We start from the raw sequence: 26,313 nt of genomic DNA on the forward strand, positions 1-26,313 counted from the left end.
CGATCCCCTCACAGGTACTTCGAGATTTCCTTGAACTCTTCGACCAGGCTCGCGCGGTCCGCCCCGTCTTCGATGCTGCCGTCTAGGCAGTGGTCGATGTGGTCGTGGATATAGAGGCGCTTCGCCTGCTCGATCGCCTTGGAGACGGCGTGGAGCTGCTGGGCGACGTCCGGGCAGGGACGGCCCTCCTCGATCATCTCGATCGTATGCCTGAGATGCCCCTCGGCCCGTTTCAGCCGCATGACGACGTCGCCGTGTGAACCGTGCTTCATGCGAAGGATCCTATCCTCCGGGAGGGGATAGGACAATCAAAAAAGCTCACTGACGTTCGCCGCGCTCATGAGCCGATAAATGGCCTGGAATTGCCGGCGAAAAGGCTGAAAGCGTGAGGAGTTTTGGACGCCGGCCAACGCACGGTCCGGCCATCCGGTCCTGAAGCCCTAGCCGGCCTCGTCCGTTGCCGTGCAATGCATGTCGCGCTCCACCAGCCGGCCATGCGACATGACGACGGTGCGGGTCGAGACATCGCCGCGGAAACGGTGGTCGTGCGAGACGAGGATCATCGCCTGCGGCAGCGACAGGAGAATCTCTTTCAGCCGCGCCTTGTTGTCGACGTCGAGCGCGTTGGTCGGCTCGTCGAGAAGCAGGACCTCCGGCTCCATCGCCAGAACGGCGGCGAGCGTGACGAGCCGCTTCTCGCCGCCCGAGAGCTTGTGGGTGATGCGGTCGCGGAAACTGACGAGGTCGAGCCGCTCCAGAACGTCGTCGACGATCGCCATCGCCTCGTCGCGGCTCTTGCCGAGATTGAGCGGTCCGAAGGCGATGTCTTCCGCGACCGTCGGGCAGAAGAGCTGATCGTCGGGATCCTGGAAGACGAAGCCCGCGCGACAGCGCACCTCGTGGAAATCCTTCTCCTCGCGCCGCGGGGCGCCGAAGGCGGTGATGCGGCCGCGCGACGGCCGCAACAGCCCGACGATGATGTGCAGAAGCGTCGACTTGCCCGCACCGTTATGCCCGCCGATGCACAGCCTCTCGCCCGGCATCAGACACATATCGACGCCCTTGAGGACCGGCGGCCCCGAAGGATAGGCGAAATGGATATCTGAAAGGGCGATGAGTTCAGACATGCGTCATGGCCTCAGCGGATCGCCTGCGCGCCGATGAGACAGGCGAGGAAGACCGTCACGCCCGTCGCGAACACGACATCGCGGTAGGTGAAGGCGAGCGTGTCGAACAGCGGCATCCGGCCCGTGAATCCCCGGCATTTCATGGCGCCGAGAATGCGCTCCGAGCGCTCGATCGCCCGCACTAGCATCATCCCGACGAGATAGCCGACGGAGCGATAGGTGTGCCGGTTGTTCGAGGGGCGAAATCCGCGCGCCTTCATCGCCATGCGCAGGCGCTGATATTCCTGCTGCAGCACGTCGACATAGCGCACGGTGAACATCAGCAGGTAGATGAGCTTTTCCGGCACCATCAAACGCCGCAGCGCATGGCCGAGCGTCACCGGCTCGGTGGAGCCGACGAGCGCCATCAAGGCGAGGATGACGGCGTTCGCCGTCAGCGCGATCTCCGCCGCCTGCCGCAGCCCCTGCCAGCTCGCCGCAAAGCCGAAGACGGTGAACATCGCATCGCCCGGCACGGTGAAGGGCAGCATGGCGATCAGGAAGATGATGAAGCTGTCCATCATCGCCATGCGTTTGAGCGTCCGCGCGACCGGCAGCCGCGCCGACAGCATCAGGAAGAACGCCGCCAGAAGCCCGGTCGCCAAAACCGCGAGATCCTGCAGGCTCACCATCACGATGGCGAAGGCGACAGCAACGACGATGCGGGTGCGCACGTCGATGCCATCGATCAGCGTACCCTTGGCCTCGCCCGTATCGGTGAGCGCACGCCGTCCGGCTGAGAGAACGTGGCTCATCGTCAGGCCGCCGTCATCTTGCGCCGGGCCGCGATATAGAACGCGACGCCGAAGATGCCGAAGATATAGCCGATCCCGCCGAGGATGCTCTGCATGTCGTGCTTCTCCTTATAGGCGTCGATATCGCGCCGGAGCGGGATCACCTGTTTCTGCACCGCTTCGGTGATCATCTCGTGCTGTGCTTCAAGAAGCGCGGCGAGGTCGACGCCGGAGTTTTGGGCGGTCGCTCCCCCAGTCTCGTCGCCGGAAGACGCCGGCTCGGCGGCACCGGCCGCAGCTTCGGCAGCGACCAGCGCCGGCGATGAGGCCTCCGCACCGCCGATCTCCGGCAGCTCCTCGGCCGACATCCGCACCTGCGCCACATGGCCCGCGCCGAGATTGGCCTTGAAGACGAGCGGCACCGCCTTTTCGGGCTTGTAGGTGAAGGCTCCGGTCTCGTCGGTTACCGCCTCGCCGAGCTTGTTGCCGTTGTCGTCGAACACCTCGACCGTCGCATCGCTCGCCATGTCGCCATTGGAAAAGCCGACCTCGCCTTCCACGACATCGCCGGACGCATAGACCGACGCGATGACCTTGTGAGCGAGAGCCTGCGATGCGGGCAGAAGAGCCAGAAAAACGAGGGCTGCGCAGAGCTTTCTCATAGCGCGACCTCCTCGGCAGCGGACCGATTGAAAGTGGCGAAGAGCTCCGGCTTGACGCGGCGGGCGAGAACCACGGCCGCCCCCGTCACCAGCGCTTCGATGATCATGATCGGGATATGGGCGAAGAAGACGAGCTTGGCGGCCGGGATGAATTCGTCGCCGGACAGCGCCAGAGCGATCGCGACGAACGCCGTCGTCAGCGCGATCGCGAGCCCCCCGCCGATGGCGCCTGAAATCGCGGCGACCGTCAGCGAATTGGAGGCGATCCCCCGCCGGCACAGATAATAGACGATCACCGCCGGCAGCGCGATGTTGAGCGTATTCACCCCGAGCACGGTGAGCCCTCCGAAGCCGAAGAACACCGCTTGCAGAAGAAGCCCGACGAACAGCGCCGGAAAGGCGGCCCAGCCGAGCACCAGCCCGGCCAGACCGTTCATGATGAGATGGACGCTGGAGGGACCGATCGGAACATGGATGAGCGAGGCGACGAAGAACGTCGCGCTCAACACCCCGGCGGCCGGCATTTTTTCCGCCGTCAGCGATTTGAGGCCGAGCGCGATGCCCCCGGCCGCGAGCACCGCTCCCCCGATGACGACGTCATTGGCGAGAGCTCCGTCGACAATATGCATCGATCCCTCCTGCCGTCACTCGACGTCGTAGGCGCGCACCCAGATGACGGCGTCCTGCGAGAGCTCTTTGCCCTCGAACTCCGTCTTCGGACCCGTACCGAGCGCGGCAAAGCCCCAGAACCCGGCTTTCGGGACGCCGAAGGTGAAGTAGCCGTTCTCGTCGCTCATCGCGACGACGGCACCGCCCGGCATCGGCGAGGCTTTGGGTTCGGTGGGCTTGTTCTCGTCCATGGAGGGCTCGGCCGCCATGTATTCGACTTCGATCTCGGCGCCTGCGACCGGCTTGCCTTCCGACAGGACGCGCCCCGTGAAGGTGGAGCCGGCCAGAATGTTGGTCGGGCGATCGAGCGGCACGATTTCCGTCGCAAGCTCTTTGGGCTCGGCCCAGTCGGTCGGCAATTGCGCCCGGTTCAGATAGGCCTTGGCGATCTGCTGGATGTAGATGTCCTCGCTCTCCTCGTAATAGGGCTGAGGCACGACGACGAGCGTGTAATCGCCGGCGCGCTTGGCCGGCAGCGTGGCATCGAAGGCTTGCGCGCTGTTTTCGAGCCCCTCGAAGGAGATCGGCTTGAGGCTGTCCTTGAGATCGATCTTCTTGCCGCGGAAGACGGCGTAGAACTCTTCCGGCGCGCCCATATCCATGACATGGCCGTTCTCGAAGGGGTGCCAGAAGATCAGCTTCAGCGGCACGTCGCCCGGCTCGGCGAGGTTCACCTCGGGCGTATAGATCAGCTGAAAATGCGCTTCGGCTGCGGCGGGAAGAAGGAACGCCGCCGATGTGAGGGCGGCACAGGCAAACTTACGAAGTTTCATTCGTATCGTCTCTCCAATGACTGTGGCGGACGAACCGCGACAGTGATGCGGAAAGGACGATCGGGGTTTTGGCGTGGATTGGGCGCAAATGGGATTCCTGGCGCCGTTCCACCGCCAGACGCTCACCCCGGCGTCCGTTGCGGTGCGGCACCGGTGGCCCGGCGTCGCGCGTCAGCGGCAGGTCTCCTGGCTTGCGGGTCACAGCGTGGCTTCGTCTTCCCAGCGCATATGCGCCAGTGACATGTTGAAGCCCTGCTCGCCGCTCACAGTTGCGGGGGCAGCCACGGTTTCGGTCCCTGCTGGGTACGCCTCACCGTGTTCCCTTTTAATCCGGTCGCTTTGCGTCCGGAAACCGTTGACGCCCCATCTGCCGGCGAATGGCCATAATTGTCAATGCCGTGCACGTTGAGCAGCTATGCCCGGCACGACTTTCCTTTGCCGGCAACGGACGACGCCGAAGGGCGTGCAACGGCACAAAAAAGGCCGACCGCACATGGCGGCCGGCCCTCTCAAAATCAAACGTGTTCAGGCGTTCAGCGCGCGGCGACCTGCTTGTCGCCGGCCCCGGTTTTTGGTTTGCCGCTCTTGCGCAGCATCCGTTCCAGACCGGCCTGGGCGCCCTCGTTGCCGCGGCCGCCGTCGCGGCGGGGCCCGTCACGCCGGCCATCCGCGCCACTTTTGCGGCTCTTGGGCGCGCCGCCCTCGGCCCGCTTGGCCGAACGGCCTCCTTCGGCACCTTCCGGCCTGCGGTTGCGTCCGCCTTTCGGGGCATCGCCGTTGCGGCCTTCATTCCGCCCGTCGCTCCGCCCTTCGTTGCGCCCCTCGGAGCGAGCTTCGAAGGCCGCGGGTTTGTTGCCCGAGCGCCGGCGGTTGCGTGAGGGTGAAGTGCGCTTGCCGGGCTGGCGTGATCTTTCGTCGCGCCGCTCGCCCGCCTGCTGGCGCACGCCTGCAGACGGCGCCTCATCGGTTTCGCCGACCACCTCGGCCCCGGCCTGGGTCGCGACTGCCTCGCGCCGCGGGGCCGCACCATGCGCATCGATCCTCTTGCCGATCAGCTTTTCGATGTCGCGCAGAAGACCCCGCTCGGAATGATCGCACAGCGAGATCGCGATGCCGCTCTTGCCGGCGCGCGCGGTCCGCCCGATGCGGTGCACATAGGCCTCCGGCACGTTCGGCAGCTCGAAGTTGACGACATGCGAGACGTCGTCGATGTCGATGCCGCGCGCCGCGATATCGGTCGCGACCAGAACGGACACACGGCCGTTGCGGAAGGCACCGAGTGCCTTTTCGCGCTGATTCTGGCTCTTATTGCCGTGAATCGCAGCCGAGCGCAGGCCAGCCTTGTCGAGATGCTGGCTGACGCGGTCGGCCCCGCGCTTGGTGCGCGTGAAGACGATCGCCCGCTCCATATCGGCCGTGCCGAGAAGATCGACGAGCATGTCGCGCTTGCCGGCACTCGCCACGTTGATGACGCTTTGTGCGATCTGCTCGATCGGGCGCGACACCGGGGCGACGGAGATTTCCGCCGGCTGATGAAGAAAATCGCCCGCGAGCTTGCGGATCGCCGGCGGCATCGTCGCCGAGAGAAGAACCGTCTGGCGCTCACGCGGCATCTTCGCCAGGATCTTGCGGATCGCCGGCATGAAGCCGAGATCGAGCATCTGATCGGCCTCGTCGAGCACGACGACGTTGGTCTGGTCGAGGCGGACGGCGCCGGACTGCATATGGTCGAGAAGACGGCCAGGCGTCGCGATGATGAAATCGACACCGCGCGACAGGGCCTTCACCTGCGGCCCGGGCCGGGCGCCGCCGATGACGACCGCCGACGACATGTTCACGAAGCGCCCATAATTGCGCACGCTGTCGGCGACCTGCTGGGCAAGCTCGCGCGTCGGCACGACGATGAGGGCATGGCATGTGCGCGGCGCGGCCGGCACCATCGTGCGGCTGAGCTTGTCGAGCAGCGGCAGCACGAAGGACGCCGTCTTGCCGGTTCCCGTCTGCGCCGTGCCGAGAAGATCGCGGCCGGCAAGCATGGTCGGGATGACCTGCGCCTGAATCGGAGTCGGATTGGTATAGCCTTCGGCGGCGACGGCACGAAGGATCGGCTCGGCGAGGCCGAGTTCATTGAAAAGTGTCAATATGAGCTTTCTCGTCGCGGCCAGCCTGAGACGGCCGGCGCGAGCTGTGTCACTTGGTTTTGGAAGCCTGCGTAGATCAGCTGCCGGGAGCTTACGCCTCAGCGGGCGCCTTCGGGGCAACGATCGATACGGAAAGTTGCTTGTGACCACCGACGGCGACGAACGCCTCTACGCGCGGGGTCATCGCGCCCCTTGAACCACGCCTTGCGGCAATTGGCAACCGCAATCGCGTTCCCTGCCGCCGAAGCTTGCATGAGCGAGGCATGTGAGGCGGCCGCTTCTCTTGCCGGCACCCGCCGGCGCGCGTATCTCCGGTCCGTTCGCGCGCCGGCCGGACAGAGCGCCCTTGCCCGAGGCATTCCGCGGCCTCCGCACCGGCTGCCCATCGGCTTCGCCCCGGCCATTCAGAGGATCTCGTCTCGTGACCCGCCTTATCGCTCCGACCCGACTTTGGAAGGATGGCCGCTTTGAGACCGGCCTTGCCGTGGAGATCGAGGCGGGCAAGATCGCCCGCATCCGGCCACTTGGCCCGCATGAGACGCCCGACCTCGCGCCCCATCTCCTCATCCCCGCCCTCACCGACCTTCAGGTCAACGGCAGCGGTGGAATCATGCTCAATTCCGATGCGAGCCCCGCCGCGATCGAGACGATCATCGCGGCCCAGCGCCGCCTCGGCGTCGGCTTCCTGATGCCGACCCTCATCACCACCACGGCCGAACGCATGCGCGCGACCGCCGAGGCGGTGATCGAGGCCTGGGGCATGCCGGGTCTCCTCGGCCTGCATCTCGAAGGCCCGCACCTCAACCCGGAGCGCAAGGGCACCCACGACGCCACCCATATGCGCCCGATGGATCGCGCCACCCTGGCGATCTTGGAACGCCTTCGCGCCGCGGATATCCCGGTCATGCTGACGCTCGCGCCGGAAATCGTCCCGCCGGACCTCGTTCGTGAAATCGCGGCGATGGGCGTCGTCGTCTCCGCCGGCCACAGCGCCGCCGATGCCGCGGAGACGGAGGCGGGCCTTGCCGCCGGCATTGCCTGCTTCACGCATCTCTACAACGCCATGCCGCCCATGACCTCGCGCGCACCCGGCCTCCTCGGCACGGCGCTCGCGAGCGACGCCTATGCCGGCATCATCGTCGATGGCCATCATGTCGCCTGGCCGATGGTCGCGATCGCCTGCCGCGCCCGCCCGGTCAGAAACCGCACCTTCCTCGTTTCCGACGCCATGGCGACGGTCGGGGGGCCCGACCATTTCGTCCTCTATGGCGAGGAAATCCGCGTCCGCGACGGCGCCCTCGTCAACGCGGCGGGCGCTCTTGCCGGCGCCCATGTCGATCTTCTCACCTGCCTCAGGAACGCCATCTTCCATGTCGGCCTCTCGCTCGAAGAGGCCGTCGCCATGGCGACCGACATCCCGAACGCGGCGATGCGGCTCGTCCCTCCGACCCTCGGGCCCGGCCGCCCCGTCGCCGAAATCCTCGCCCTCGATACGAACCTGACCCGCATCGACATCTGAGGCGCTGCCGCATCCGCAAACCTGCGTGCGGCCTGACATCCCGACCGATCGGGCTGCCGCATCGCTGACATGATCGCGCGCCAAGCCTCGTCCCCATCGAGACATGCCGCAAACCGCGTAGAGAGGGACAAATGCAGCCTATCGAGACGGACCGGCTGATCCTCAGGCGTTTCGAGAAGCGCGACGCGCCGGGCCTCTTCGCCTATTTGCAGGAGCCGGCCGTGAGCTGCTTTTTCTCCATGCGGCTCGCCGATCTCGCCGCGGCGGAAGACGAGGTGAAAAAGCGCGCCGAAAGCGACAGCGAGATCGCCGTCTGCCTGCGCGACACGGGCGAGCTCATCGGCGATCTCTTCGCCGTTTTGGAAGGCGACGACACCTATGCGCTTGGCTGGAACTTCAACAAGGCTTTCTCCGGCGCGGGATATGCGACGGAGGCCGCCCGCGCCCTCTTCGCGCATCTCTTCACGACAAAAGGCGCGCGCCGTCTCTATGCCTATGTCGAGGACACGAATTATCCCTCACAGCACCTCTGCGAACGGCTCGGCATGCGCAGGGAGGGCCTCTTCATCGAATACGTCTCGTTCATGAAGGACGAGGCCGGCAATCCGATCTTCGAAAACACCATGCAATACGCGATCCTGCGCAAGGAATGGGAGAGCAGGGCCGGGCTCTGACACGCCGCGGACAGCGCCGGGCCGCGCTCCGGCGCCACGCCGTCACGCCCTTCCGGGTGCGAAAGACACCTCATCGAGCCCGAGCCACGCCGCCATCTTTTCGAGTTCGCCGGAGAGCGCGTCACGGCTTTCGTCCGGCGCATCCTCCTCGAAATGCACCGCCTGCACGAGAAGCCGTGCGTTCGGTCGGTCCGCCTTGAGATCGACGCGGGCCACCAGATTGTCGCCGAAGAGGAACGGCAGCACATAATAGCCGTACTGGCGCTTGTCCGCCGGGACATAGATCTCGATGCGGTAGCGGAAGCCGAAGAGCCGCTCGGCGCGGTCTCTTTCCCAGACGAGCGGATCGAACGGGGCAAGCAGTGCCGTCGCATTGATCCGGCGCGGACGGCGGGCCTCGCGATGGAGCCAGGCGTGACGCCAGCCCGGCACGCTCACGGGCAACAGGACCCCGTCCTCGGCAAGCGAGGATATCGCCTCTTGTGCCGGTCCCGGCGGTTGGCGGAAATAATCCCGCAATTCGCGATCCGTCGCGATGCCGTGCGCCCGTGCGGCGCGTTCGATCAAGGCGCGATGGGCATCCGCCTCCGAAGGCGTCGGCTGATCGAGGACAGAGGCGGGCAGGACGCGCTCGGGAAGGTCGTAGACGCGCTGGAAATTTCCGCGTCGCGTCGCCGTCGTCAGGTGACCTGCCCAGAACAGCCATTCGAGCGCCCGCTTGGTGCCGCTCCATTCCCACCAGCCGGGACGCCCTTTGTGCGCCTCGAAGTCGGAGACGGAAAGCGGCCCCTCCTCCCGGATCCGCTGCAGCAGCGCCATCGCTTCCGCCCGATGCTCGGTCGCGAACTGGCGCATCCAGCTCCAAACCGCCTCGCCGCGATCGGCCTGCGCCATGCGCCAGCGCAGCAAAGGCTGCACCTCGAACGGCACGAGCGAGGCTTCGTGCGCCCAGTATTCGAACAATTTGCGCTGCCGCTTCGGTCCCCAGGCGAGCTTGTCCAGAAGCTCACGGTCGTAGGCGCCGAGCCGGGAAAAGGCCGGAAGATAATGCGCCCGCGCCAGAACGTTGACGCTGTCGATCTGGTGAAGCTGAACCCGGTCAAGAACCCGGCGCAAACTGGCAGAGGTCGGATTGGCCGAACGGGCGGCACCAAAGCCCTGTGCCCCGAGCGCGATCCGGCGCGCTTCGGCCATGCTGATCCTGTCGAGATGATCCATTCGGTTCCTGCGGCGTCCTTATCTTTCCTGACACCCTAGCAGACCGTCTCGCATACCCGGCACGGGCCGGAAACGTTCTTCGGGCGGAAAAAGCCGTTGACTATTATTCTTATTATATGAACAAACTGGCGGACATATTTCGCATTGGAGAATTTCTTTGGATCTGGCATCGCTCGCCATCTTCCGCACCGTGGCCAGGGAAGGGAGCATCACCCGCACGGCTCATCTCCTTGGGCGGGTGCCTTCGAACGTCACCACGCGCATTCAGCAGCTCGAGGCCGAGATCGGCGTGCCGCTGTTCCAGCGCGACAGAAAGGCCATGACACTCACGGCCGAGGGCGTGGCGTATCTCGACTATGCCGAACGCATCCTCAATCTCGCGGAGGAAGCAGAACAGGTCGTCAATCCGAAAGAGCCCGTCGGCACTTTGCGCATCGGCTCGATGGAATCGACGGTCGCGGCCCGCCTGCCCCTGCCCTTGGCCGAGTTCAACGCGAACTGGCCGGAGGTGACGATCGAGCTCGTCACGGCGCCGACCCGCCAGCTCGTCGACGCCCTGCTCGCGCATCGGATCGACTGCGCCTTGATCGCCCTGCCGCCGGACGACGCGGGGTTTGGAGCCGACGAGGTCGCGACGACGCCGCTCTTCCGAGAAGAGCTCGTGCTCCTGCTGCCACCCGGGCACCCGGAGATCGAACACGCCAAAGAGATCAAGCCCCGCGCGCTCGCCGCATTCGCGCCCGGCTGCACCTATCGCCGGCTCGCCGAGGAATGGGTGACGGATGGCGGCACCAGATCCGCACGGCTTCAGTTCCACGAGGTCAGATCCTATCACGCCATGGTCGCCCTGACCGCGGCAGGAACCTGCTTCTCGCTGCTGCCGCGCAGCGTTCTCGATCTCGTGCCGGACGCCGATCGATTCACGATCAAGCCGTTGATGACGGTCGACACCTGTCTCGCCGAAAGGCCGGGCTTTAAGACCCCGGCTGTCCTGCAATTCCGCGAGACGCTTCGTGCGTTCGCAGACATCGCCGAGATCGCCGATGCCTCGCATTGAGATGCCCCGCAATAAGATGCCACCCAATGAACGGCTGGCGGGGATCGCGGCCGCCCTCATCCTCGTCATCGGCATGGGTTTCGGCCGCTTCGCCTTCACCGGCCTCTATCCGTTGATGGTCAAGAGCGGCCAGATCTCCGTCGAAGGCGGTTCCTACGCCGCATCCGCCAATTATGCGGGCTACCTCATCGGAGCGCTGCTCTTGGGCCTCGTCACGGGCGCAGCCGGCCGCAAGCTCTGCGCCTTTTCCGCCATCGCGACCGTCGCCTCGCTGGCCGCACTCGGCCTGCCGCTGCCGGAATGGCTCATCGTCGCCGTGCGCGGCTTCGCCGGAATCTTCAGCGCCGTCGCCATGGTCGCCGCCTCGCATTGGCTGATCCATGAACGCGGGCATCACGACGGCGCCCCGGCCCTCTTCGCCGGCGTTGGCCTCGGCATCCTCGTCTCCGCCGAACTCGTCGCTGCGGGCGATGTCCTGGCTCTGCAAAGCCCCGCCATCTGGCTCGTTCTCGCAGCCGCGGCACTGGCACTCACGGTTCTCACGATCATCCTGCAGGCCCGCGTCGACAGTGCCCCGGCGCCGGCCTTGCCGCATGAAGCCGACGGCGAGGCCTCGGTCCCGTTCGGGGCAGGCCGCCTCGTCCTCGTCTACGGGCTCGCGGGCTTCGGCTACATCATCACCGCGACCTACCTGCCGCTTCTCGTGCGCACCTCGTTTGCGGACCTCAATCCGCTGCACATCTGGGCCGTGTTCGGGCTCGGCGCCGTGCCGTCCTGCTTTTTCTGGCACGCCCTTCATCGCCGGCTCGGAACCGGAAGGAGCCTCGTCGCCAATCTGCTGGTCCAGGCCGTCGGCGTCGGCCTGCCGGTCGTCCATATGCCGGCGGCCTCGCTCGCGAGCGCACTTCTCGTCGGCGGCACTTTTATGGGGACGGTGACCATCGCCATGCCCGCCGCCCGCAAGATCGCAGCCAAGGCCCGCGTCAACATCCTGGCGGTGATGACGGCCTCCTACGGGGTCGGTCAGATCGTCGGACCCCTCGTCACCAATGCGCTCTATCGGCAGAGCCAGTCCTTCGACGCGCCGCTCCTGATCGCAAGCGCCGCGCTCTTCATCGCCACCCTGATCTGCATGAGACGAGCGACGCCCGGAACCGCCACGGTGTTCAACGCAGATCGCGCCTGAACGAGGTCAGGGGAGCGAACGACCAGAGAGCGCATCCCTCTCCGATGCGGCTTGCGGCCGCCGGTCGATCCGCGCGCCCGTGCCTGCGACGGGCAGCCGGATTTCGACAACAAGGCCAGGTCCGTCGGACGGAAGGATCAGCGCGTCACCGCCATGCGCCTGCGCGATCGCCTTGACGATGGGCAGGCCCAGGCCGGAACCGCCGCCGCTCCGCCCTCGCGACTCGTCGGCCCGCCAGAACCGCTCGAAAGCGCGCGGGCGGGCCTCGTCGGAAAGGCCGGGCCCGGTGTCGCTGCAGCGGAAGAAGACATGCTGCCCGGCGACGCCGGTCTCGACACGGACGGTGCTTTGCGGCGCATAGCGGCAGCAGTTTTCGAGAAGTGCCACGAAGGCCTGTCGCACGCGCGAGCGGTCGGCGCTCGTGACGGCGCTCCTCAACGCCAGGGTCGTGGCGATCCCGGCCTTGCCGAGCTGATCCTCGAGCGAGGTCAGCGCCGCCTCGGCCTCCACCGCCAGATCGAGACGCGAAGATTGCAGATCGAGCTGACCCGCATTGCTCAGCGCCAGGGTCCGCAATTCCTCTACGATCGCCGACAGATCGTCCACATGCTCGATGAGCCTTTCGTAGAGCGCGGCACTGGGGGCGAAGGCACCGTCCAGCAGGCCCTGCAATCGCCCGCGCAGGATGGTCAAAGGCGTGCGCAGTTCATGCGCGATCGCGGAATTCGAATATTGCAGTTCGGCCTCGGCCCGCTGCAGCCGTTCTGCCATCTGGTTGAAGTCGTCGACCAGATCGCTCGCCTCGCCGAAATTACCCCGACGCAGGGAGGCGCGTGCGGAGAAATCCCCCTCCGCGACCCGGCGCGCGGCCCCGGCCACCGATTTCAACGGTTCCACAATCCGCCGCGCGAGGATCCAGCCGAGCAACGAGGCCGTCGATATGCCGATCCCCAGAAGCAGCCCCAACGTCACGACGTCGCCGGTGCGCAGGAAATCGTCTTCGGTGAACTCCGGATAGAGCCATTCGTAGATGAAGAAGAAATATGCGGTCAGCCCGAAATAGACGACGGCGAAGGCCAAGAGGGTCAATGCGATCATCGCGCGGACGATCAGGGAATTCAGGTTTCTAGACATGAGGGCTGTCCAGCCGGTAGCCGACGCCACGCACACCCGTAAGCAACCCGTCGGCCCCGACCGCCGCCAATTTGCGCCGCAGATTGCTGATATGGCTGTCCACCGTCCGGTCGAGCGCCTCGCCTTCCGGCAGGCAGGCATCGACCAGTTCGGAGCGCTCGAACACCTTGCCGAGGCTCGCGGCCATATGCGCGAGAATGCGAAATTCGGTGCGCGTCAGCTCGAGCGCCACGGGGCCGGTCGGACTTTCCACCGCGACGCGATAAGCCTGCGGGTCCACGCTCAGCGGCCCGACGCGCAGCACCTGCTCGCTGCCGCGCCCCATGCTTCGCCGCAGCACGGCCTTGGCGCGGGCCACCACCTCCAGCGGGTTGAACGGTTTGACGACATAATCGTCGGCACCGATGCGCAGAGCCTGAAGCTTGTCGAGATCCTCTGCCAGCGCCGTGACCATGATCACCGGCGTATCGCCGCGCCGGCGGATCGCCGCGAGCACCTCATAACCGTCCTGTCCCGGCAGCTTGATGTCGAGGACCACGAGATCGGGCCGCAGGCGCAGATGATGCTCGAGCCCGACACGCCCATCGCCCGCGGTGATGGTCCGAAACCCTTCGCGCGACATGTAGGTCCCGATGATGTCGGCGATCTCGGGCTCGTCTTCGACGATCAAAATCAAAGCGTTGTTGATGGCCATTCTTCGATTCCCGACCCCCGCACCTGCAGCTTCACTTGCCCGAGCCCCCCTGCTTCAGGTCTTTCGCCACGATTTCGGCACGCTCAGCTTGCTGACGGCAACGTAGAGCATGGGCACGAAGAACACCGCCAGCACCGTCGCGGAAAGCATCCCGCCGAACACGCCGGTCCCGATGGCATTCTGGATTTCGGACCCGGCGCCCTGTGCGATCATCAACGGCACGACGCCCAGAATGAAGGCGAGCGAGGTCATCACGATCGGCCGAAGCCGCAACCGGGATGCCCGCAGCAGCGCCCGATAGAGGCTCATTCCGTCGTTCCTGAGGTGTCGGGCGTACTCGACGAGCAGAATGGCGTTCTTGGCGGACAGTCCGATGATGGTGATCAGCCCCACCTTGAAGAACACGTCGTTCTCCATCCCCCGCGCCAGCACGGCCATGACCGCACCCAGGACGCCGAGGGGCACCACCAACATGACCGCGAGCGGGATCGACCAGCTTTCGTAGAGGGCCGCGAGCACTAGGAAGACCACCAGCATCGAGGCGGCCAGGAGCATGGGAGCCTGCGCCGCGGATTGCCTTTCCTGCAGCGATTGCCCGGTCCATTCGAGCGCGAAGCCTTTTGGCAGCTGTTGCGCCAGGCGCTCCATCTCGGCCATCGCCGCGCCGCTCGACACCCCCGGCGCGGCCGAACCTGAGATGCGCGCAGCCGGATAGCCGTTGTAACGCTCCAATTGCAGGGGTGATGTCTCCCATACGGGTTCGACGACTTCGGACAACGTCACCATGCCGCCTTCGATGTTGCGGACCTGAAGACGCAGGACATCCTCGACATGCATCCGGGCCGGCGCATCGGCCTGCACCACCACCTGCTGAAGCCGGCCTTTGTTCGGGAAATCGTTGACGTAGTTCGATCCGATCGCGGTCGAAATCATGTCGCTGATCGCCGAGAAGGAAACGCCGAGCGCCAGCGCCTTCTGACGATCGATCCTGAGCGCGATGCTTTGGCCGTCGGGCAGACCCTCCGTCATCACGCCGGTCAAAAGCCTGCTCTCGGATGCGAGCCCGATCAGCTGGTTTTCAGCCGCCTTCAGCGCGGCCGGACCGGAATTGGCGCGATCCTCCAGCCGGAGAGCGAAGCCGGATGTGGTGCCGAGAGATTCGATCGCCGGCGGCTTCATGATCATCGCCGTGCCTTCGGGAATATCCGCCATCGCCGCCTCGGCCGCCGCGATCTCTTCGTTCACCGTGGTCTCGCGCTCGCTCCAATCCTTCAGGCTGGTGAAGGCTTGCGCCGCGTTGGGGCCGGAGCCGGAAAATCCGAAGCCCAGAATGACGATGCTCTCGACGATATCGGGACGGGACGCGGTGTGGGCCTCATATGTTGCGACGATCTCGCGCGTGCGCTCGGCGGTGGCACCGGCCGGCAGCTCGAACATCGCCATGAAGTTTCCCTGATCCTCTTCCGGGACGAACGACGTCGGCACCCGCGCATAGCCGATGCCGAGCCCCACCAACAGCACGGCATAGACGACCAGCATCCGCCCGCCCCGCCGCAGCATCCAGCCGACGACGCCGGTGTAGCCAGCGCTCAAGGCATCGAACTTTCTGTTGAACCAGCCAAAGAACCCGCTTGTGGCATGCGTGTTCGAAGGCCTCAGGATCGTCGCGCAGAGTGCGGGCGTCAGGGTCAGCGCGAGGAAGGCGGAGAACAGGATCGATACCGCCATCGACACGGTGAACTGGCGATAGATCGCACCGACGGAACCGCCGGCCATCCCCATCGGAATGAAGACGGCGGCCAGAACCAGCGTGATCCCGACGATGGCGCCTGAAATCTCGCGCATCGCCTGACGGGTGGCATCCCTCGGCGAGAGGCCCTGGCGCGACATGATCCGCTCGACGTTTTCGACGACGACGATGGCATCGTCGACGATGATGCCGATGGCGAGCACCATGCCGAACATGGTCAGGACGTTGATCGAATAGCCCACGACCATCATCACCGCGAAGGTGCCCAGAAGCGCGATGGGCGCGACGATGGTCGGGATCAGCGTATAGCGGATCTTCTGTAGGAACAGCAGAATGACCAGGAAGACCAGCACCATCGCCTCGACCAGCGTCTGCACGACTTTGCTGATCGACACTTTCACGAATGGTGCGGTGTTGTAGGAGATCGTGACCGCCATATCCCTCGGCATCGCGAGCTGCAGCTCGGCCAGGCGCCTCTCGATCGCGGCGGCGGTGCTGACGGCATTGGCGCCGGGCGTCATCTGGATCGCGGCGGCGGCCGCGGGCTTGCCATTGCTGCTGACACTGAAGGCAAGGGTCTGAGCGCCGAGTTCCACCCGCGCGACATCCGACAGGAGAAGACGCGAGCCGTCGAGTTGTGCCCTGAGCGGGATCGCGGCGAACTCCTCCGGCGTGGTCAACTGACCATGCACCGTCAGCGGCGTCGAGATCTTCGTCCCCGGAACTGTCGGCTCGTCTCCGACCCGTCCGGGCGAGACTTGCGCGTTTTCGCGCGTGATGGCCTCCGTGACGTCGGCCATGGTGAGGTCGTAGGCCGCCAGCTTCGCCGGATCGACCCAGACGCGCATGGCGCGTTCGGAGCCGAACTGCTGGACGCGGCCGACGCCCGGCACCCGCTTCAATTCTTCGCTGATGTTGCGGGTCAGATAGTCGCCGAGGGCCAGCTCTTCGGTCTCGCCACTGAGAGACTTCAGTGTGATGACCATGAGAAAGCCGGTTTCTGCCGCCTCGACACTGATGCCGGCGCGCCGGACGGCCTCCGGAAGGCGCGGTTCGGCGTCCTTCAGGCGGTTCTGAACGTCCACTTGTGCCAATTCCGGATTGGTTCCGGGTTTGAACGTCACCGTGATGTTGGCACCACCGGTCGAGTCGGCACTGGATTCGTAATAGAGCACGTTCTTGACGCTCGAGAGCTCCTTCTCGATGGGCGTCACCACGCTGTCGTTGACGGTCTTCACCGTCGCGCCGGTATAGGTCGCGAAAATGCTGATGCTCGGCGGCGCGATGACGGGAAACCGGGCCACCGGCAGTTGCGGAATGGCGACAAGTCCGGCGAGCGCGATGAAGATCGCAATCACCCAGGCAAAGACCGGGCGGTCGATGAAAAACTGCGGCATGGGATCTGATCTCTAGAGCTTGTCGGTGGCCGGTGAGGCAGCCTGCGTGGCGGCGACCCTTTTCACGCTCATCCCGTCCTGCACGCGGTCCTGTCCACGAACGACGATGGCTTCTCCGGCTTTCAGCCCGGAGGTGACGACGAGACGCCGTCCGATGGCATCGCCGAGAACCACATCGCGCCGCGAGGCCCGCCCGTCGTCGGCGACGACCACGATCTGCGCCTCGCCGGCACCGTTGCGGACGACGGCATCTTCCGGCACCAGCAACGCATCGGGCAGGAGCCCGCGCGGCAGTCTTGCCCGAACATACATTCCAGGCAGAAGCCGCAAGCCGGGGTTTTCCACCTCGACACGGACCGTCGTGTTGCCGGTCCCCGTATCCACCGTCACGTCCGACAAAACGAGCTTGCCGGGACGGGGATGCGGCCTGCCCTCCGCATCCAGGATCTCGATCGGCCCGAGCCCCTGCCTCGCGGCCCTTTGCAACCCGTCGAGCTTGGTTGCCGGTACGCGCAGATCGACATAGACGCGGTCCAGTTCCTGCACCACGGCGAGTTCCGTCTGACTGGACGTCGATGCGAGAGCCCCCTCGTCGGCGAGCGTGCGCCCGACATAGCCTTTGATCGGCGACCTGATGGTGGCAAAATCGAGGTCGAGCTGGCGCCGGTGAAAGACCGCGCGCGCCTCGGCGAGATTGGCCTGCGCCATGGTCAGCTCGTTGAGGGCGTCTTCGTAATCCTTGCGGCTCGTCGCCTTGCTCGCCACGAGCTTTTCGGCCCGCTTCAGGCCGCGTTGCGTATGCTCCAGCGCCCCTTCGGCACGCGTCACGCCGGCGCGCGCGGTTTCGCGATCGGCAAGAAGCAGGGCCGGATCGATTTCAAACAGGATATCGCCTGCCTCGACCTGCGTCCCACCTTCCGCAAACCGCTTCTTGATGATCCCGCCGACCTGAGGCCGGATCTCGACCCTTCGGTAGGCGGCCACGCGCCCGGGCAATTCGTCGATCAAGACGACGCGCTCCGGCGCAAGCGTCACGGTGGTGACCTGCGTCGGTCCCTGCGCCTCAGACGACGCGCTTTGGAGCTCTGATCCCGCCTCGCCGCGAAACATCAAGAACAACGACAGCCCGGCGGCGCAAAGGCCGAAGGCGATGATCGAAAGGCGGGGCGACATGCAACATATCCGTTTCGGGGTCCGGTCCCCTCACTGGCATGCGCCCTTCGACACCCGGTCGAGAAACGGTGGAGATTTCGTGGAGACGCCACCGGCCTCGCCGACCGGATGGTTGGGATCGAGACCTGTTCTGACCGCAAAGAGCTCGGCATCGTGCGAGGCTGTTGAGGATTGCCGGGGGACCGCGCAGGCGCAATCCGCACACATCGGGATTGACGATGAGGCTGATAGCGCCCTACGCTTTTGAATAGCGAATATATTCAAACTTCCACTTCAGGAATCGATAAGTGAATCCAGCCTTCGATATCGAGGCTTTGCGGGCCGTGGTGGCCGGCATCGAGTTGCGCAGTTTCGCGCGGGCGGCTGTCGAACTCGGACGGTCGCAGTCGGCGATCAGCATGCAGCTCAAAAAGCTCGAGCAACAGGCCGGCACCCAGCTCTTCGTCCGAAAAGGCAGAGGCCTGGTTCCGACCGAAGCCGGAGAGGCTCTGGCCGCCTATGCCCGCCAGATCGTCGCCCTCAATGACGAAGCCGCGCGCACATTGGGTGCGGCAGTCGCCTCGGAGACCGTGCGTCTGGGTTTGCCGCAGGATTTCTTCGACGATGTGATGCCGGCCACGCTCACCGCGTTTGCGGCGGACCACCCCGAGGCGCATGTGGAAGTCCGCGCCGGTCCGAACCACACTCTGAGTGATGAAATCCGGGCCGGGCGTCTCGATGGGGCGATCGTCTTTTACCCGGAAGGCGCCGGCGGCGACGGAGAGCCTCTCGGCCGTCTGCCGATGCGATGGCTCATGCACGAAGCCGTTGCCGACCAGAGCATGCAGGACCGGCTTCCGCTGGTGATGTTCGATCATCCCTGTCTCTTCCGGCAGGCGACCCTTGCCGCGCTCGACCAGGCGGACAGGCGCTGGCGCGTGTCGGTGACGACACCGAGCCTCCCCGGGATCTGGGGCGCGTTGCGCTCAAAGCTCGGGATCGCGGTCAGAACCGGGCATGGTCTGCCCGACGACATCGTTTGCGCCGACGATGGTCTCGGATTGCCGCCCCTCCCTGCGATCGAGCTGAGGCTCCTCAGGTCGCAAAACGCGACGCCCGCCGCGCATGATCTGTGCGAGGCCCTGCGCCGGGAAACGATCGATCGCGTGGCGCCGCACTGAGAGACGCGGTGCGATGCGTCTGCTGCCGTCTCATCGGATCGGATGCGTCGGCGTCTCGCACACCGGATCATGCCGGCGAAAGGACAGGTCCGACCGCCTCGCTGTCTTTGCCGCCCCCGATCGAGAGGCCTTATGCCAGCAACGCCACACCACACCTCCAGGGCTCTTCCCATCGCCGCCACGATTGCCGCCGTCTTCCATGAAGAACGGATACTTCTGGTCCGTCGGGCCAATCCGCCGGATGCCGGCCGTTGGGGCTTTCCCGGCGGCAAGATCGAAGCCGGCGAGCCGATCGAGGCAGCCGCGGTTCGCGAACTCTTCGAGGAAACCGGGATTTATGGGCAGGCGCGCCAGGTCTTCACCGCGGTCGATGCCTTCGACCACGACGACGACGGTCGGCTGCGCCGGCATTTCGTGCTGATCGCGGTCCTCTGCACCTACGTTGCCGGGGAACCCATCGCCGGCGATGACGCGCTTGAGGCGCGCTGGTTTCGCCTCGACGAACTGGACGGCGCCGGACTTGCCCTCAGTCTCGATGTCGCCAGGGTTGCCCGCCTTGCCGCCGACCTCACCCTGCAGCAGGCCCGGTCATGACCGGGAGCATCCGGCAGGCAAGGCGCACCGGCACGAGGCCGCAGACATACCCGTTTTTCTGAACTGACAATCCACAAACATTCGTTTTTCCGCGTGGCGGGCGGCGTGTAGATTTTCGTGAAGAGACAATCACGATGTCACGCGTCGGGGCGAGCCGAGCCTCTATGGGTCAGCACCGGAATTCCACCCCATGACGACGGATACGATCTGGCAGCACCTGCCGAACCTCCTCGTCATTCTGTCGATCTTCACGGTGGGCGTCGCAAGCCCGGGTCCGGCGACGTTGATGATCATGGGAACGGCCATGGGGAGAGGCCGCGCCCCGGCCGTCGCACTGTCCTGCGGCGTGGTTCTCGGTTCCATGGTCTGGGCCTCGGTCGCGGCACTGGGGTTTGTCGCGGCGCTCAAGGCCTCCGCAACGCTCTTCCTGGCGCTGAAAATGGCCGGGGGCCTCTACCTGATCTTCCTCGCGGCGAGATCCGCGCGCTCGGCCTTCACGGCGGGGCCCGCAGCCACGCCCAAATCGGCCGGAACGGGCAGCCTCAAGCGCTGCTTCGCGCAGGGGCTCTTGCTCCACCTGACAAATCCCAAGGCGCCTCTGGTCTGGCTCGCGACCTTGTCCGTGGGTGTCGGCGAAACGGCGCCCGCCGCCTTCCTGATGACCGTCATCCTCATTTGCGCGTTCGTCGCGATGACGGTCTTCGTCGGCTACGCCTATCTGTTCTCCACGCAAACCGCCTCGCGATTCTACCTCTCGATCCGACGCCCGATCGATGCCTTGCTCGGCGTTCTGTTCGGTGCGGCCGCGGTCAAGATCCTCACCTACCGGCCGAGCTGGTAGGCGCCCGCCCGGCGCCATGCTCTGCCGCGTCGGTCATCGCCACAGCGTCCGGAGATGTCTCTCATCGCAGATCACCCCTGTGAACGATGTGGACTTTGTTGCCGTCCGGATCGCGGAGATAGGCACCGTAATATCCATCACCATAATGCAGCCGCGGGCCGGGGCGCCCGGCATCCACTCCCCCCGAAGCCAGTCCCGCGTCATAGGCACCGTCGACCGCCGCGTGGGATGGCGCTTCAAAAGCCACCATCGTGCCATTGCCAGCGCTCGCCGGTGCCCCGTCGAACGGGGCATAGACATAAAAGCGCGGCAATTGCTGACCTCCGGCAATCCAGCAACGTGTCTCAGGCCCCCCATCCGGCTCGACAACGCGCTGCCGCAGCCCGAGCGGCGCGAGCACGGCGTCGTAAAAAGCTGCCGCCCGTTCCATGTCGTTCGTTCCGAGCGTCACGTGGCTGAACATGCACCAATCCTCACGGCTCCGGACGCGACCGGGCGTTCACCCGGAGACGGCCTCGCTGAGCGGCGGCGTGTCGAACTGGGGGCGGGCCAGGTGACAGATCTCGTAGCGCGTCGCCTTCGGATCTGCACTCTCCCCCTCCGTGATCAAAACCCGCACCGTCCGCCACGAACGCGTGTCCACGCCCACCGTCGCCACCACGGTGCCGCTGGCCGAAGCGGCCTCGCGGCACCACGCCCCCTCGCCCGCCAGAGCCGCCGTCAAATCGGCATCGACCGGAATGTCGCTCTCGCTCATCGCAAGGAACTTCGCGGCCACACCGGCGCCGCGCCGAGCCTCCAAGGCGACGTAGGTCGCTACGGACGGACGACCGAACGAACGGGTCACGACGTCGAACCCGCCATCGCTCAGAAACGTCCGAAAGGCGTCCTCCTGGCGCCAGAGATAGAGGGAAGAATACTCGTTCGCGACGGCGCCGAGGCGGCCGATCTCCCGCACGAGAAAAGCCTTGAAATACAAATCCGGCACCGCCGACCACTGGCCGCTGCGGTCATTCACCCGCGAGCGGACAAGGCCCATGTCGTAGCTGGCGGGCAGACGGTGGGAGTAGTGGGCGATCATCATGACGGGGTCTTTCGTATCGGGTGAAGCCTCTGCCGCATCGCTTTCCGGTGAAGGCGCTCCCCCTCAAAACGTCGCCGTTCCCAACCGCCTGGCGCCGACCTGGAAGACCGAACACGCTTCACGAAATCAAAATCCGCACTTCATCAATATTCGTTATTAAAAAGTCTAGGGCGCTGCTAGCTTCCCCGTCAATCCCGATATTGGGATCAATCTGCCCACGCGCGGTTCAGACAGGTGATGTGAGAAGGCGGACGCGAGATGACCGCGAACAGACCGACCATTGGCACCGACAATCGCGGCACCGACAATCGTAGCAGTGACGATCGCGGCAACCTGATCATCGTGCTCGCCGGCAGCGTCGTGCTCGCCTTGGCCTTCGGCGTAAGATCGGTCTTCGGCGGCATCATCGAGCCCCTGTCGCGCGACCTTTTTGGCGGCAGCATCGAAGTCTTCTCGCTGTCGATCGCAATCCAGAACCTCGTCTGGGGCCTAGCGCAGCCGGGCTTCGGGATCATCGCCGACAAGTTCGGGGACCGGCGCGCCCTGTGGCTCGGCTTCCTCTGCTATGTCGCCGGCATGCTGGTGACCGTCGTCGGCACCACGCCGCTGGCGCAGCATCTGGGCGCCGGCCTCCTCGTCGGCATGGGGATTTCCGGCACGGCGTTCGGGGTCGTCCTGGCGGTGGTCGGACGGGCGGCGCCCGTGGAGAAACGCGCTCGCTATCTCGGCATCACCTCGGCCATGGGGTCGACGGGACAGGTCGTCCTGCCGCTTCTGGTCTCCTGGTTGATCGAATGGCTCGACTGGCGGATGACGCTGGTCGTCGTCACCTTCGCGCTCGCCCCCATGGCCCTGTGCATTCCGTTTCTGCGTGCACACGTCACCGACGGCAGCCCGAGGATCGGCGACGCCGACAGCGCGTCGATCGCGCAAACCGTCCGAAAAGCCTTCGGGCATTCGAGCTATACGTTGCTCAGTGCCGGCTTCTTCGTCTGCGGCTTCCATCTCGCTTTCATCACCGCGCACCTTCCGAACTACGTGCAGAATTTCTGCGTCTCGACGGCCTCTGCGGCGGAGCTGCGGGCGCTCGGGCTCCAGGCGCTCGCCCTGGCCGGCTTCGCCAACATCTTCGGCACGCTCTTTGCGTCGCATCTCGGGACGCGATTTCCGAAGCCCTATGTGCTTGCCGCGATTTATGCGCTGCGGGCGCTCGCGATCCTCGTCTTCATCTCGCTTCCGGTGACGCCCGCTTCTGTCATGGTCTTCGCACTCGTCATGGGCGGCCTCTGGCTGTCGACCGTGCCTCTGACGAGCGCGCTGGTTTTGACGATGTTCGGCCCGCGCGCGATGGGAACCCTGTTCGGCTTCGTCTTCCTGAGCCACCAGCTCGGCGGCTTCGCCGGGGTCTGGCTCGGCGGCGTGTTCTTTGATCGCTACGGAAGTTACGATCAGATCTGGTATCTTGCGATCGGCCTTGGCATCCTCTCGGCCGTCGCGCATCTTCTCGTTCAGGAGCGCGCGGCTCCCCGCATGGGCCTCGCCTATGGCGAATGAAATTCTTCTGCTCTGGCTCGCGGCGCTTCCGCTCATGGGAAGTCCCGGCCCCGCCACGATGAGCCTTGCCGGTCTCGGCATGGCCTTCGGCTTTCGCTCCAGCCTCGGCTACCTTGTCGGCATCATCACGGGTACAGCCGGTGTCCTCTTGATGATCGCAACCGGCGTGACCACGCTGATCCTGGCCCAGCCGGTCTTGCTCACGGCGCTGACGATCCTCGCCGGGATCTACATCCTCTATCTCGCCTGGAAAATCGCCACCGCGCCCGTCGGGCCCCTCGCGCCGCGCGCGCAAGAGGCGCCGGCCTTCGTGCCGGGCTTCAGTCTGGCGATTGCAAATCCGAAGGCCTTTGCCGCGATCGGGGCGGTCTATGCGGGCCACACCGTCGTCGCGGACGATCTCACGGCCGATGCCGTCTACAAGCTCGCCGCACTCGCGCTCGTCATCGTCATCGTCAACACGGCATGGCTCGCCTTTGGCGCGGTCTTTTCACGAATTCTGACGGACCCCGCGATCGGACGCGCCGTGAATGTCGTCTTTGCGGTCATGCTGGTGGCATCCGTCGGTTTTGCCCTCCTTTCCGCGGAGGGATGATATCCGGCGCTGCGCCCGTCAACGTCGCGCCGTCGCGGGCGCGATGATCGACATGACACACCTCAGGGCAGAAGGACCAGGCTGCCGGTCGTGCCGCCAGCCTCGAGCTCGGCCTGCGCTTTCGCCGCCTCGTTCAGTCGGTAGCGTCCGCCGATCTCTGCGGTAATCCCAGATCCGAACGCCGCGATGACCGCATTCGCGGCTTCCGGATAGCACGCCTGATCGGCCGCATAGGCCATGACGCTTGGTTTCGCCAATGTCGCCGTTCCCAGTTCATCGATCCCGATCGGCGGGACCGGGCCCGCGACCCAGCCGATGCTGGCGACGGCGCCAAAAGGCCGGACGCTCCTCAGCGATTGTCGCAGCATGTCCCCGCCGATGCCATCGATCGCAAAATCCGCGCCCCGTCCGCCCGTCAGATCCGAAACCTCGCGCACCACATCGGCGGTGCGCCCGAGGATGACGTGATCGACGCCATTGGCTGTGGCGAAAGCCGCCTTCTCCGGCGTACTGACGGTTCCGATCACCACGGCCCCGAGCGTTTTGGCCCAGCGGGTCAGCATCACGCCGAGGCCACCGGCGGCGGCATGAACGAGAAGGACGGATCCGTCCCGCACCGGATGGCTGACCGTGAGCAACATATGCGCGGTCAGGCCACGCAGCATCGACGCCGCGGCAATCTCGAAAGGGATCTCCGGCGGCAGCCGGACGGCTCGCCAGGCGGGCACGAGCCGCATTGAAGCATAGCCGCCGGGGGCGCTAGCATAGACGACACGATCCCCGACCCGAAGTCCCTCGACATCCGGCCCGATGGCCTCGACGATCCCCGCACCCTCGACACCGGGAACCCCTGGCGCCGGCAACGGATAAAGCCCCCGTCGGTGATAGATGTCGATGAAACTGACGCCGATGGCGTGCTGGCGCAGGCAAATCTCGCCCGGACCCGGCTCCCTGGGCGCCGCCTTTACGACCTCGAGCACCTCCGGCCCGCCGGGCGCTGCAATCCGAACCTCAAACTCCACCATCTGGGCCTCCATCTGTTCGGCACGATGATGGCGGTTCACAGAACGTGAGAAAATTGCCTTTTTCCGCACTCGCCTTGTGAATATATTGACATATGGATTGGGAGAACCTCCGCCATTATTCGGTTTTTGCCACCCACGGCAGTCTCGCAGGCGCTGCGCGCATCCTCGGGGTGGAGCATGCAACGGTCGCCCGCCGGATCGCCGCGCTCGAGGCGCATCTTCACGTCAAGCTGGTCGACCGGCGCGGTCGGCGTCTGACACTGACGCCGGACGGAGAGCGGATCGCGGCCCTCGCCCGGACGATGGAATCGGGCGCCGAAGCGGTCGCACGCGCGGCGGCCGGAGCGCGCGCCGAATTGAGCGGAGACGTCGCCGTCAGCGCCCCGCCGGCTTACGCGGCCGCCCGGCTTGCCGCGCCGCTCGCAGCTTTGCGACAACGCCATCCCAGACTGGAGATCCGTCTCCTCGGCGAATTCCGCAGTTCCGCCCTGGAAAGACGCGAGGCCGATATCGCCGTCCGCCTGAGCCGCCCTGAGACGGGGGATTTTACGATCACGAAGCTCGGCGTGATGGCGTTTCGTCTCTATGCGAGCCCGGCCTATCTGGAGGAGACGCCGGAGCCAGACTGGACGTTCATCGGCTATGACGGGTCCATGGCGACCGCGCCGCAAGAGGTGAGACTTCGCGAAATCGCCGCAGGCAGACCCATCGCCTTCACCGCCAGCACCGCGGAAATCCAGCTCGCCGCAGCAAAGGCGGGCGCCGGCATCGCGATCTTGCCGGATTTCATGGCCGAACAGGACGGGAGGCTTGTCGCCGTGAGCGGCGATGGACCCGTCTTCCGGCGCGACATCTGGCTGGTGGTTCACTCCGACATGAAGGCCGCGGAACGGATCCGCGTCACGATCGAGGCTTTAAAGGCCGCGCTTGCTCAAGAGCATGGAACCAGCTGAGGCCGCAGGCTCTCAGAATGGCCTCCGGGGGCCTTCGCCCCTGACGCTTGAAAGCGAAACTCCGATCCCATGTCTGCCCACGACGACCCGTCATTGGGCGCAATCGGAACGGACGCCCGGGCGTTTTGCGTCTGCCGATGGCCACATCGCACAGCCGGAAAGCTCCTCCGGTCCATGAAACGCCACCGGTCGCGCCCCCCGCAGAAACCTCTCATGCCCGTCGCCTGTCTCCCCGCGCTCGGATCGGAGGCCGCGCCCCGTTTCTCGCCCGGGGTTCTCCCCCCGTTCCTCGGGCGTCTAGAAAGTCGTCAGATAGAGTTTCAGCTTCCCGTCTTCGGCCAGATCCTTCGGCGTGACGATCGCCTCCGCTTGGATACGTTCCCAGCACGCTTGCCGAGACATGCCTCCCGATTGGCACTCGGGGCGCGCACGCCAGTCGTTCAGGAGAAATCGGCGACCCGCCTCCGTGTCGAAGTTCAGATCCGCGATCTTGCGCATATGTCCGATCGGATGACCGATATCCCGGAAGATCTTGAAAATCAGCTCCGCGCTGTAAACCG

At 65.5% G+C, this 26,313-nt stretch carries 26 protein-coding genes and 1 riboswitch (1 of these 27 only partly in view); of the genes, 10 read left to right on the plus strand and 16 right to left on the minus strand.

Translation table 11 applies throughout. The features are described from left to right. Positions 1-8: 8 nt before the first annotated feature. From L0F51_RS10485 to L0F51_RS10515, 7 genes are all read right to left on the minus strand, one after another. Positions 9-272, minus strand: coding sequence for a metal-sensing transcriptional repressor (locus L0F51_RS10485; protein ID WP_234629096.1), 264 nt, complete (start codon positions 270-272; stop codon positions 9-11). A gap of 168 nt (positions 273-440) precedes the next feature. Then, on the minus strand, positions 441-1,127 hold the full coding sequence (locus tag L0F51_RS10490; protein WP_234629097.1) for an energy-coupling factor ABC transporter ATP-binding protein: 687 nt from the start codon (positions 1,125-1,127) through the stop codon (positions 441-443). Between the two features lie 11 nt (positions 1,128-1,138). Continuing rightward, positions 1,139-1,921 carry a cobalt ECF transporter T component CbiQ gene (cbiQ, locus tag L0F51_RS10495; protein WP_128290945.1) on the minus strand — a complete coding sequence of 261 codons (783 nt, stop codon included), beginning with the start codon at positions 1,919-1,921 and terminating at the stop codon, positions 1,139-1,141. 2 nt (positions 1,922-1,923) lie between these two features. Then, positions 1,924-2,562, minus strand: a complete 639-nt coding sequence (locus L0F51_RS10500; RefSeq protein ID WP_234629098.1) for a cobalt ABC transporter permease — start codon at positions 2,560-2,562, stop codon at positions 1,924-1,926. Next, positions 2,559-3,191: a cobalt transporter CbiM gene (gene cbiM, locus L0F51_RS10505; RefSeq protein WP_128290943.1), complete on the minus strand. Its 633-nt coding sequence runs from the start codon at positions 3,189-3,191 to the stop codon at positions 2,559-2,561. The genes L0F51_RS10500 and cbiM overlap by 4 nt, the downstream gene beginning before the upstream one ends. 15 nt (positions 3,192-3,206) lie before the next feature. Beyond that, a complete protein-coding gene (locus L0F51_RS10510) occupies positions 3,207-4,004 on the minus strand; it encodes a DUF4198 domain-containing protein (protein ID WP_234629099.1) in 798 nt (265 codons plus the stop codon). Between the two features lie 158 nt (positions 4,005-4,162). Further along, positions 4,163-4,376, minus strand: a riboswitch (cobalamin riboswitch). 161 nt (positions 4,377-4,537) lie between these two features. Beyond that, complete coding sequence (locus tag L0F51_RS10515; protein ID WP_234629100.1) at positions 4,538-6,145, minus strand: DEAD/DEAH box helicase; 1,608 nt, start codon at positions 6,143-6,145, stop codon at positions 4,538-4,540. Between the two features lie 421 nt (positions 6,146-6,566). Here L0F51_RS10515 and L0F51_RS10520 point away from each other — a divergent pair, with 421 nt between their 5' ends. Both L0F51_RS10520 and L0F51_RS10525 read left to right on the plus strand, forming a co-directional pair. Continuing rightward, positions 6,567-7,664: an N-acetylglucosamine-6-phosphate deacetylase gene (locus L0F51_RS10520; RefSeq protein ID WP_234629101.1), complete on the plus strand. Its 1,098-nt coding sequence runs from the start codon at positions 6,567-6,569 to the stop codon at positions 7,662-7,664. A gap of 131 nt (positions 7,665-7,795) precedes the next feature. Further along, positions 7,796-8,338, plus strand: coding sequence for a GNAT family N-acetyltransferase (locus L0F51_RS10525; protein ID WP_234629102.1), 543 nt, complete (start codon positions 7,796-7,798; stop codon positions 8,336-8,338). 42 nt (positions 8,339-8,380) lie between these two features. On the opposite strand, the gene L0F51_RS10530 is transcribed toward L0F51_RS10525, so the two are convergent. Continuing rightward, positions 8,381-9,556: a winged helix-turn-helix domain-containing protein gene (locus tag L0F51_RS10530; protein WP_234629103.1), complete on the minus strand. Its 1,176-nt coding sequence runs from the start codon at positions 9,554-9,556 to the stop codon at positions 8,381-8,383. A gap of 157 nt (positions 9,557-9,713) precedes the next feature. Here L0F51_RS10530 and L0F51_RS10535 point away from each other — a divergent pair, with 157 nt between their 5' ends. Then, positions 9,714-10,613 (plus strand): LysR family transcriptional regulator, encoded by a 900-nt coding sequence (locus tag L0F51_RS10535; protein WP_234629104.1) that lies wholly within the window; start codon positions 9,714-9,716, stop codon positions 10,611-10,613. A 16-nt stretch (positions 10,614-10,629) separates the two neighbouring features. Beyond that, entirely contained in the window at positions 10,630-11,799 is a 1,170-nt protein-coding gene (locus L0F51_RS10540; protein ID WP_234629105.1) for a YbfB/YjiJ family MFS transporter, read from the plus strand. A 6-nt stretch (positions 11,800-11,805) separates the two neighbouring features. On the opposite strand, the gene L0F51_RS10545 is transcribed toward L0F51_RS10540, so the two are convergent. From L0F51_RS10545 to L0F51_RS10560, 4 genes are read right to left on the minus strand one after another with little or no spacing between them, the layout of a single operon-like run. After that, the gene (locus L0F51_RS10545; protein ID WP_234629106.1) at positions 11,806-12,933 is read right to left on the minus strand and encodes an ATP-binding protein; all 1,128 of its coding nucleotides are present in this window, start codon (positions 12,931-12,933) and stop codon (positions 11,806-11,808) included. After that, entirely contained in the window at positions 12,926-13,621 is a 696-nt protein-coding gene (locus tag L0F51_RS10550) for a response regulator (RefSeq protein WP_234629403.1), read from the minus strand. The genes L0F51_RS10545 and L0F51_RS10550 overlap by 8 nt, the downstream gene beginning before the upstream one ends. A gap of 60 nt (positions 13,622-13,681) precedes the next feature. Beyond that, complete coding sequence (locus L0F51_RS10555; RefSeq protein WP_234629107.1) at positions 13,682-16,774, minus strand: multidrug efflux RND transporter permease subunit; 3,093 nt, start codon at positions 16,772-16,774, stop codon at positions 13,682-13,684. A gap of 12 nt (positions 16,775-16,786) precedes the next feature. Further along, positions 16,787-17,947: an efflux RND transporter periplasmic adaptor subunit gene (locus L0F51_RS10560; RefSeq protein WP_234629108.1), complete on the minus strand. Its 1,161-nt coding sequence runs from the start codon at positions 17,945-17,947 to the stop codon at positions 16,787-16,789. A 287-nt stretch (positions 17,948-18,234) separates the two neighbouring features. On the opposite strand from L0F51_RS10560, the gene L0F51_RS10565 reads away from it, so the two are divergent. From L0F51_RS10565 to L0F51_RS10575, 3 genes are all read left to right on the plus strand, one after another. Next, entirely contained in the window at positions 18,235-19,107 is an 873-nt protein-coding gene (locus L0F51_RS10565; RefSeq protein ID WP_234629109.1) for a LysR substrate-binding domain-containing protein, read from the plus strand. A 132-nt stretch (positions 19,108-19,239) separates the two neighbouring features. Further along, positions 19,240-19,701 (plus strand): NUDIX hydrolase, encoded by a 462-nt coding sequence (locus L0F51_RS10570; RefSeq protein ID WP_234629110.1) that lies wholly within the window; start codon positions 19,240-19,242, stop codon positions 19,699-19,701. 190 nt (positions 19,702-19,891) lie between these two features. Further along, a complete protein-coding gene (locus tag L0F51_RS10575; protein ID WP_234629111.1) occupies positions 19,892-20,542 on the plus strand; it encodes a LysE family translocator in 651 nt (216 codons plus the stop codon). A 61-nt stretch (positions 20,543-20,603) separates the two neighbouring features. Here the strand turns inward: L0F51_RS10575 and L0F51_RS10580 are convergent, their stop codons facing one another. Both L0F51_RS10580 and L0F51_RS10585 read right to left on the minus strand, forming a co-directional pair. Beyond that, on the minus strand, positions 20,604-21,005 hold the full coding sequence (locus L0F51_RS10580; RefSeq protein ID WP_234629112.1) for a VOC family protein: 402 nt from the start codon (positions 21,003-21,005) through the stop codon (positions 20,604-20,606). Positions 21,006-21,041: 36 nt separating this feature from the next. Further along, positions 21,042-21,626: a DUF4865 family protein gene (locus L0F51_RS10585; protein WP_234629113.1), complete on the minus strand. Its 585-nt coding sequence runs from the start codon at positions 21,624-21,626 to the stop codon at positions 21,042-21,044. A 258-nt stretch (positions 21,627-21,884) separates the two neighbouring features. Between L0F51_RS10585 and L0F51_RS10590 the strand changes: the two genes are divergently transcribed. Further along, positions 21,885-23,180, plus strand: coding sequence for an MFS transporter (locus L0F51_RS10590; RefSeq protein WP_234629114.1), 1,296 nt, complete (start codon positions 21,885-21,887; stop codon positions 23,178-23,180). Then, on the plus strand, positions 23,170-23,775 hold the full coding sequence (locus L0F51_RS10595) for a LysE family translocator (RefSeq protein ID WP_234629115.1): 606 nt from the start codon (positions 23,170-23,172) through the stop codon (positions 23,773-23,775). The genes L0F51_RS10590 and L0F51_RS10595 overlap by 11 nt, the downstream gene beginning before the upstream one ends. Positions 23,776-23,837: 62 nt before the next feature. On the opposite strand, the gene L0F51_RS10600 is transcribed toward L0F51_RS10595, so the two are convergent. Further along, positions 23,838-24,797 (minus strand): quinone oxidoreductase, encoded by a 960-nt coding sequence (locus L0F51_RS10600; RefSeq protein ID WP_234629404.1) that lies wholly within the window; start codon positions 24,795-24,797, stop codon positions 23,838-23,840. Positions 24,798-24,892: 95 nt separating this feature from the next. On the opposite strand from L0F51_RS10600, the gene L0F51_RS10605 reads away from it, so the two are divergent. Then, the gene (locus L0F51_RS10605; RefSeq protein ID WP_234629116.1) at positions 24,893-25,753 is read left to right on the plus strand and encodes a LysR family transcriptional regulator; all 861 of its coding nucleotides are present in this window, start codon (positions 24,893-24,895) and stop codon (positions 25,751-25,753) included. Between the two features lie 297 nt (positions 25,754-26,050). Here L0F51_RS10605 and L0F51_RS10610 read toward each other — a convergent pair whose 3' ends face one another. Continuing rightward, positions 26,051-26,313: the 3' portion of a YiiX/YebB-like N1pC/P60 family cysteine hydrolase gene (locus tag L0F51_RS10610; protein ID WP_234629117.1), read on the minus strand. It continues 469 nt past the right edge of the window; 263 of the gene's 732 nt are visible here — the last part of the coding sequence; the start codon falls outside the window, past its right edge; the stop codon is at positions 26,051-26,053.

Source organism: Afifella sp. H1R, from assembly GCF_021462425.1.
In the GTDB taxonomy this organism is placed as follows: domain Bacteria; phylum Pseudomonadota; class Alphaproteobacteria; order Rhizobiales; family Afifellaceae; genus Afifella; species Afifella aestuarii.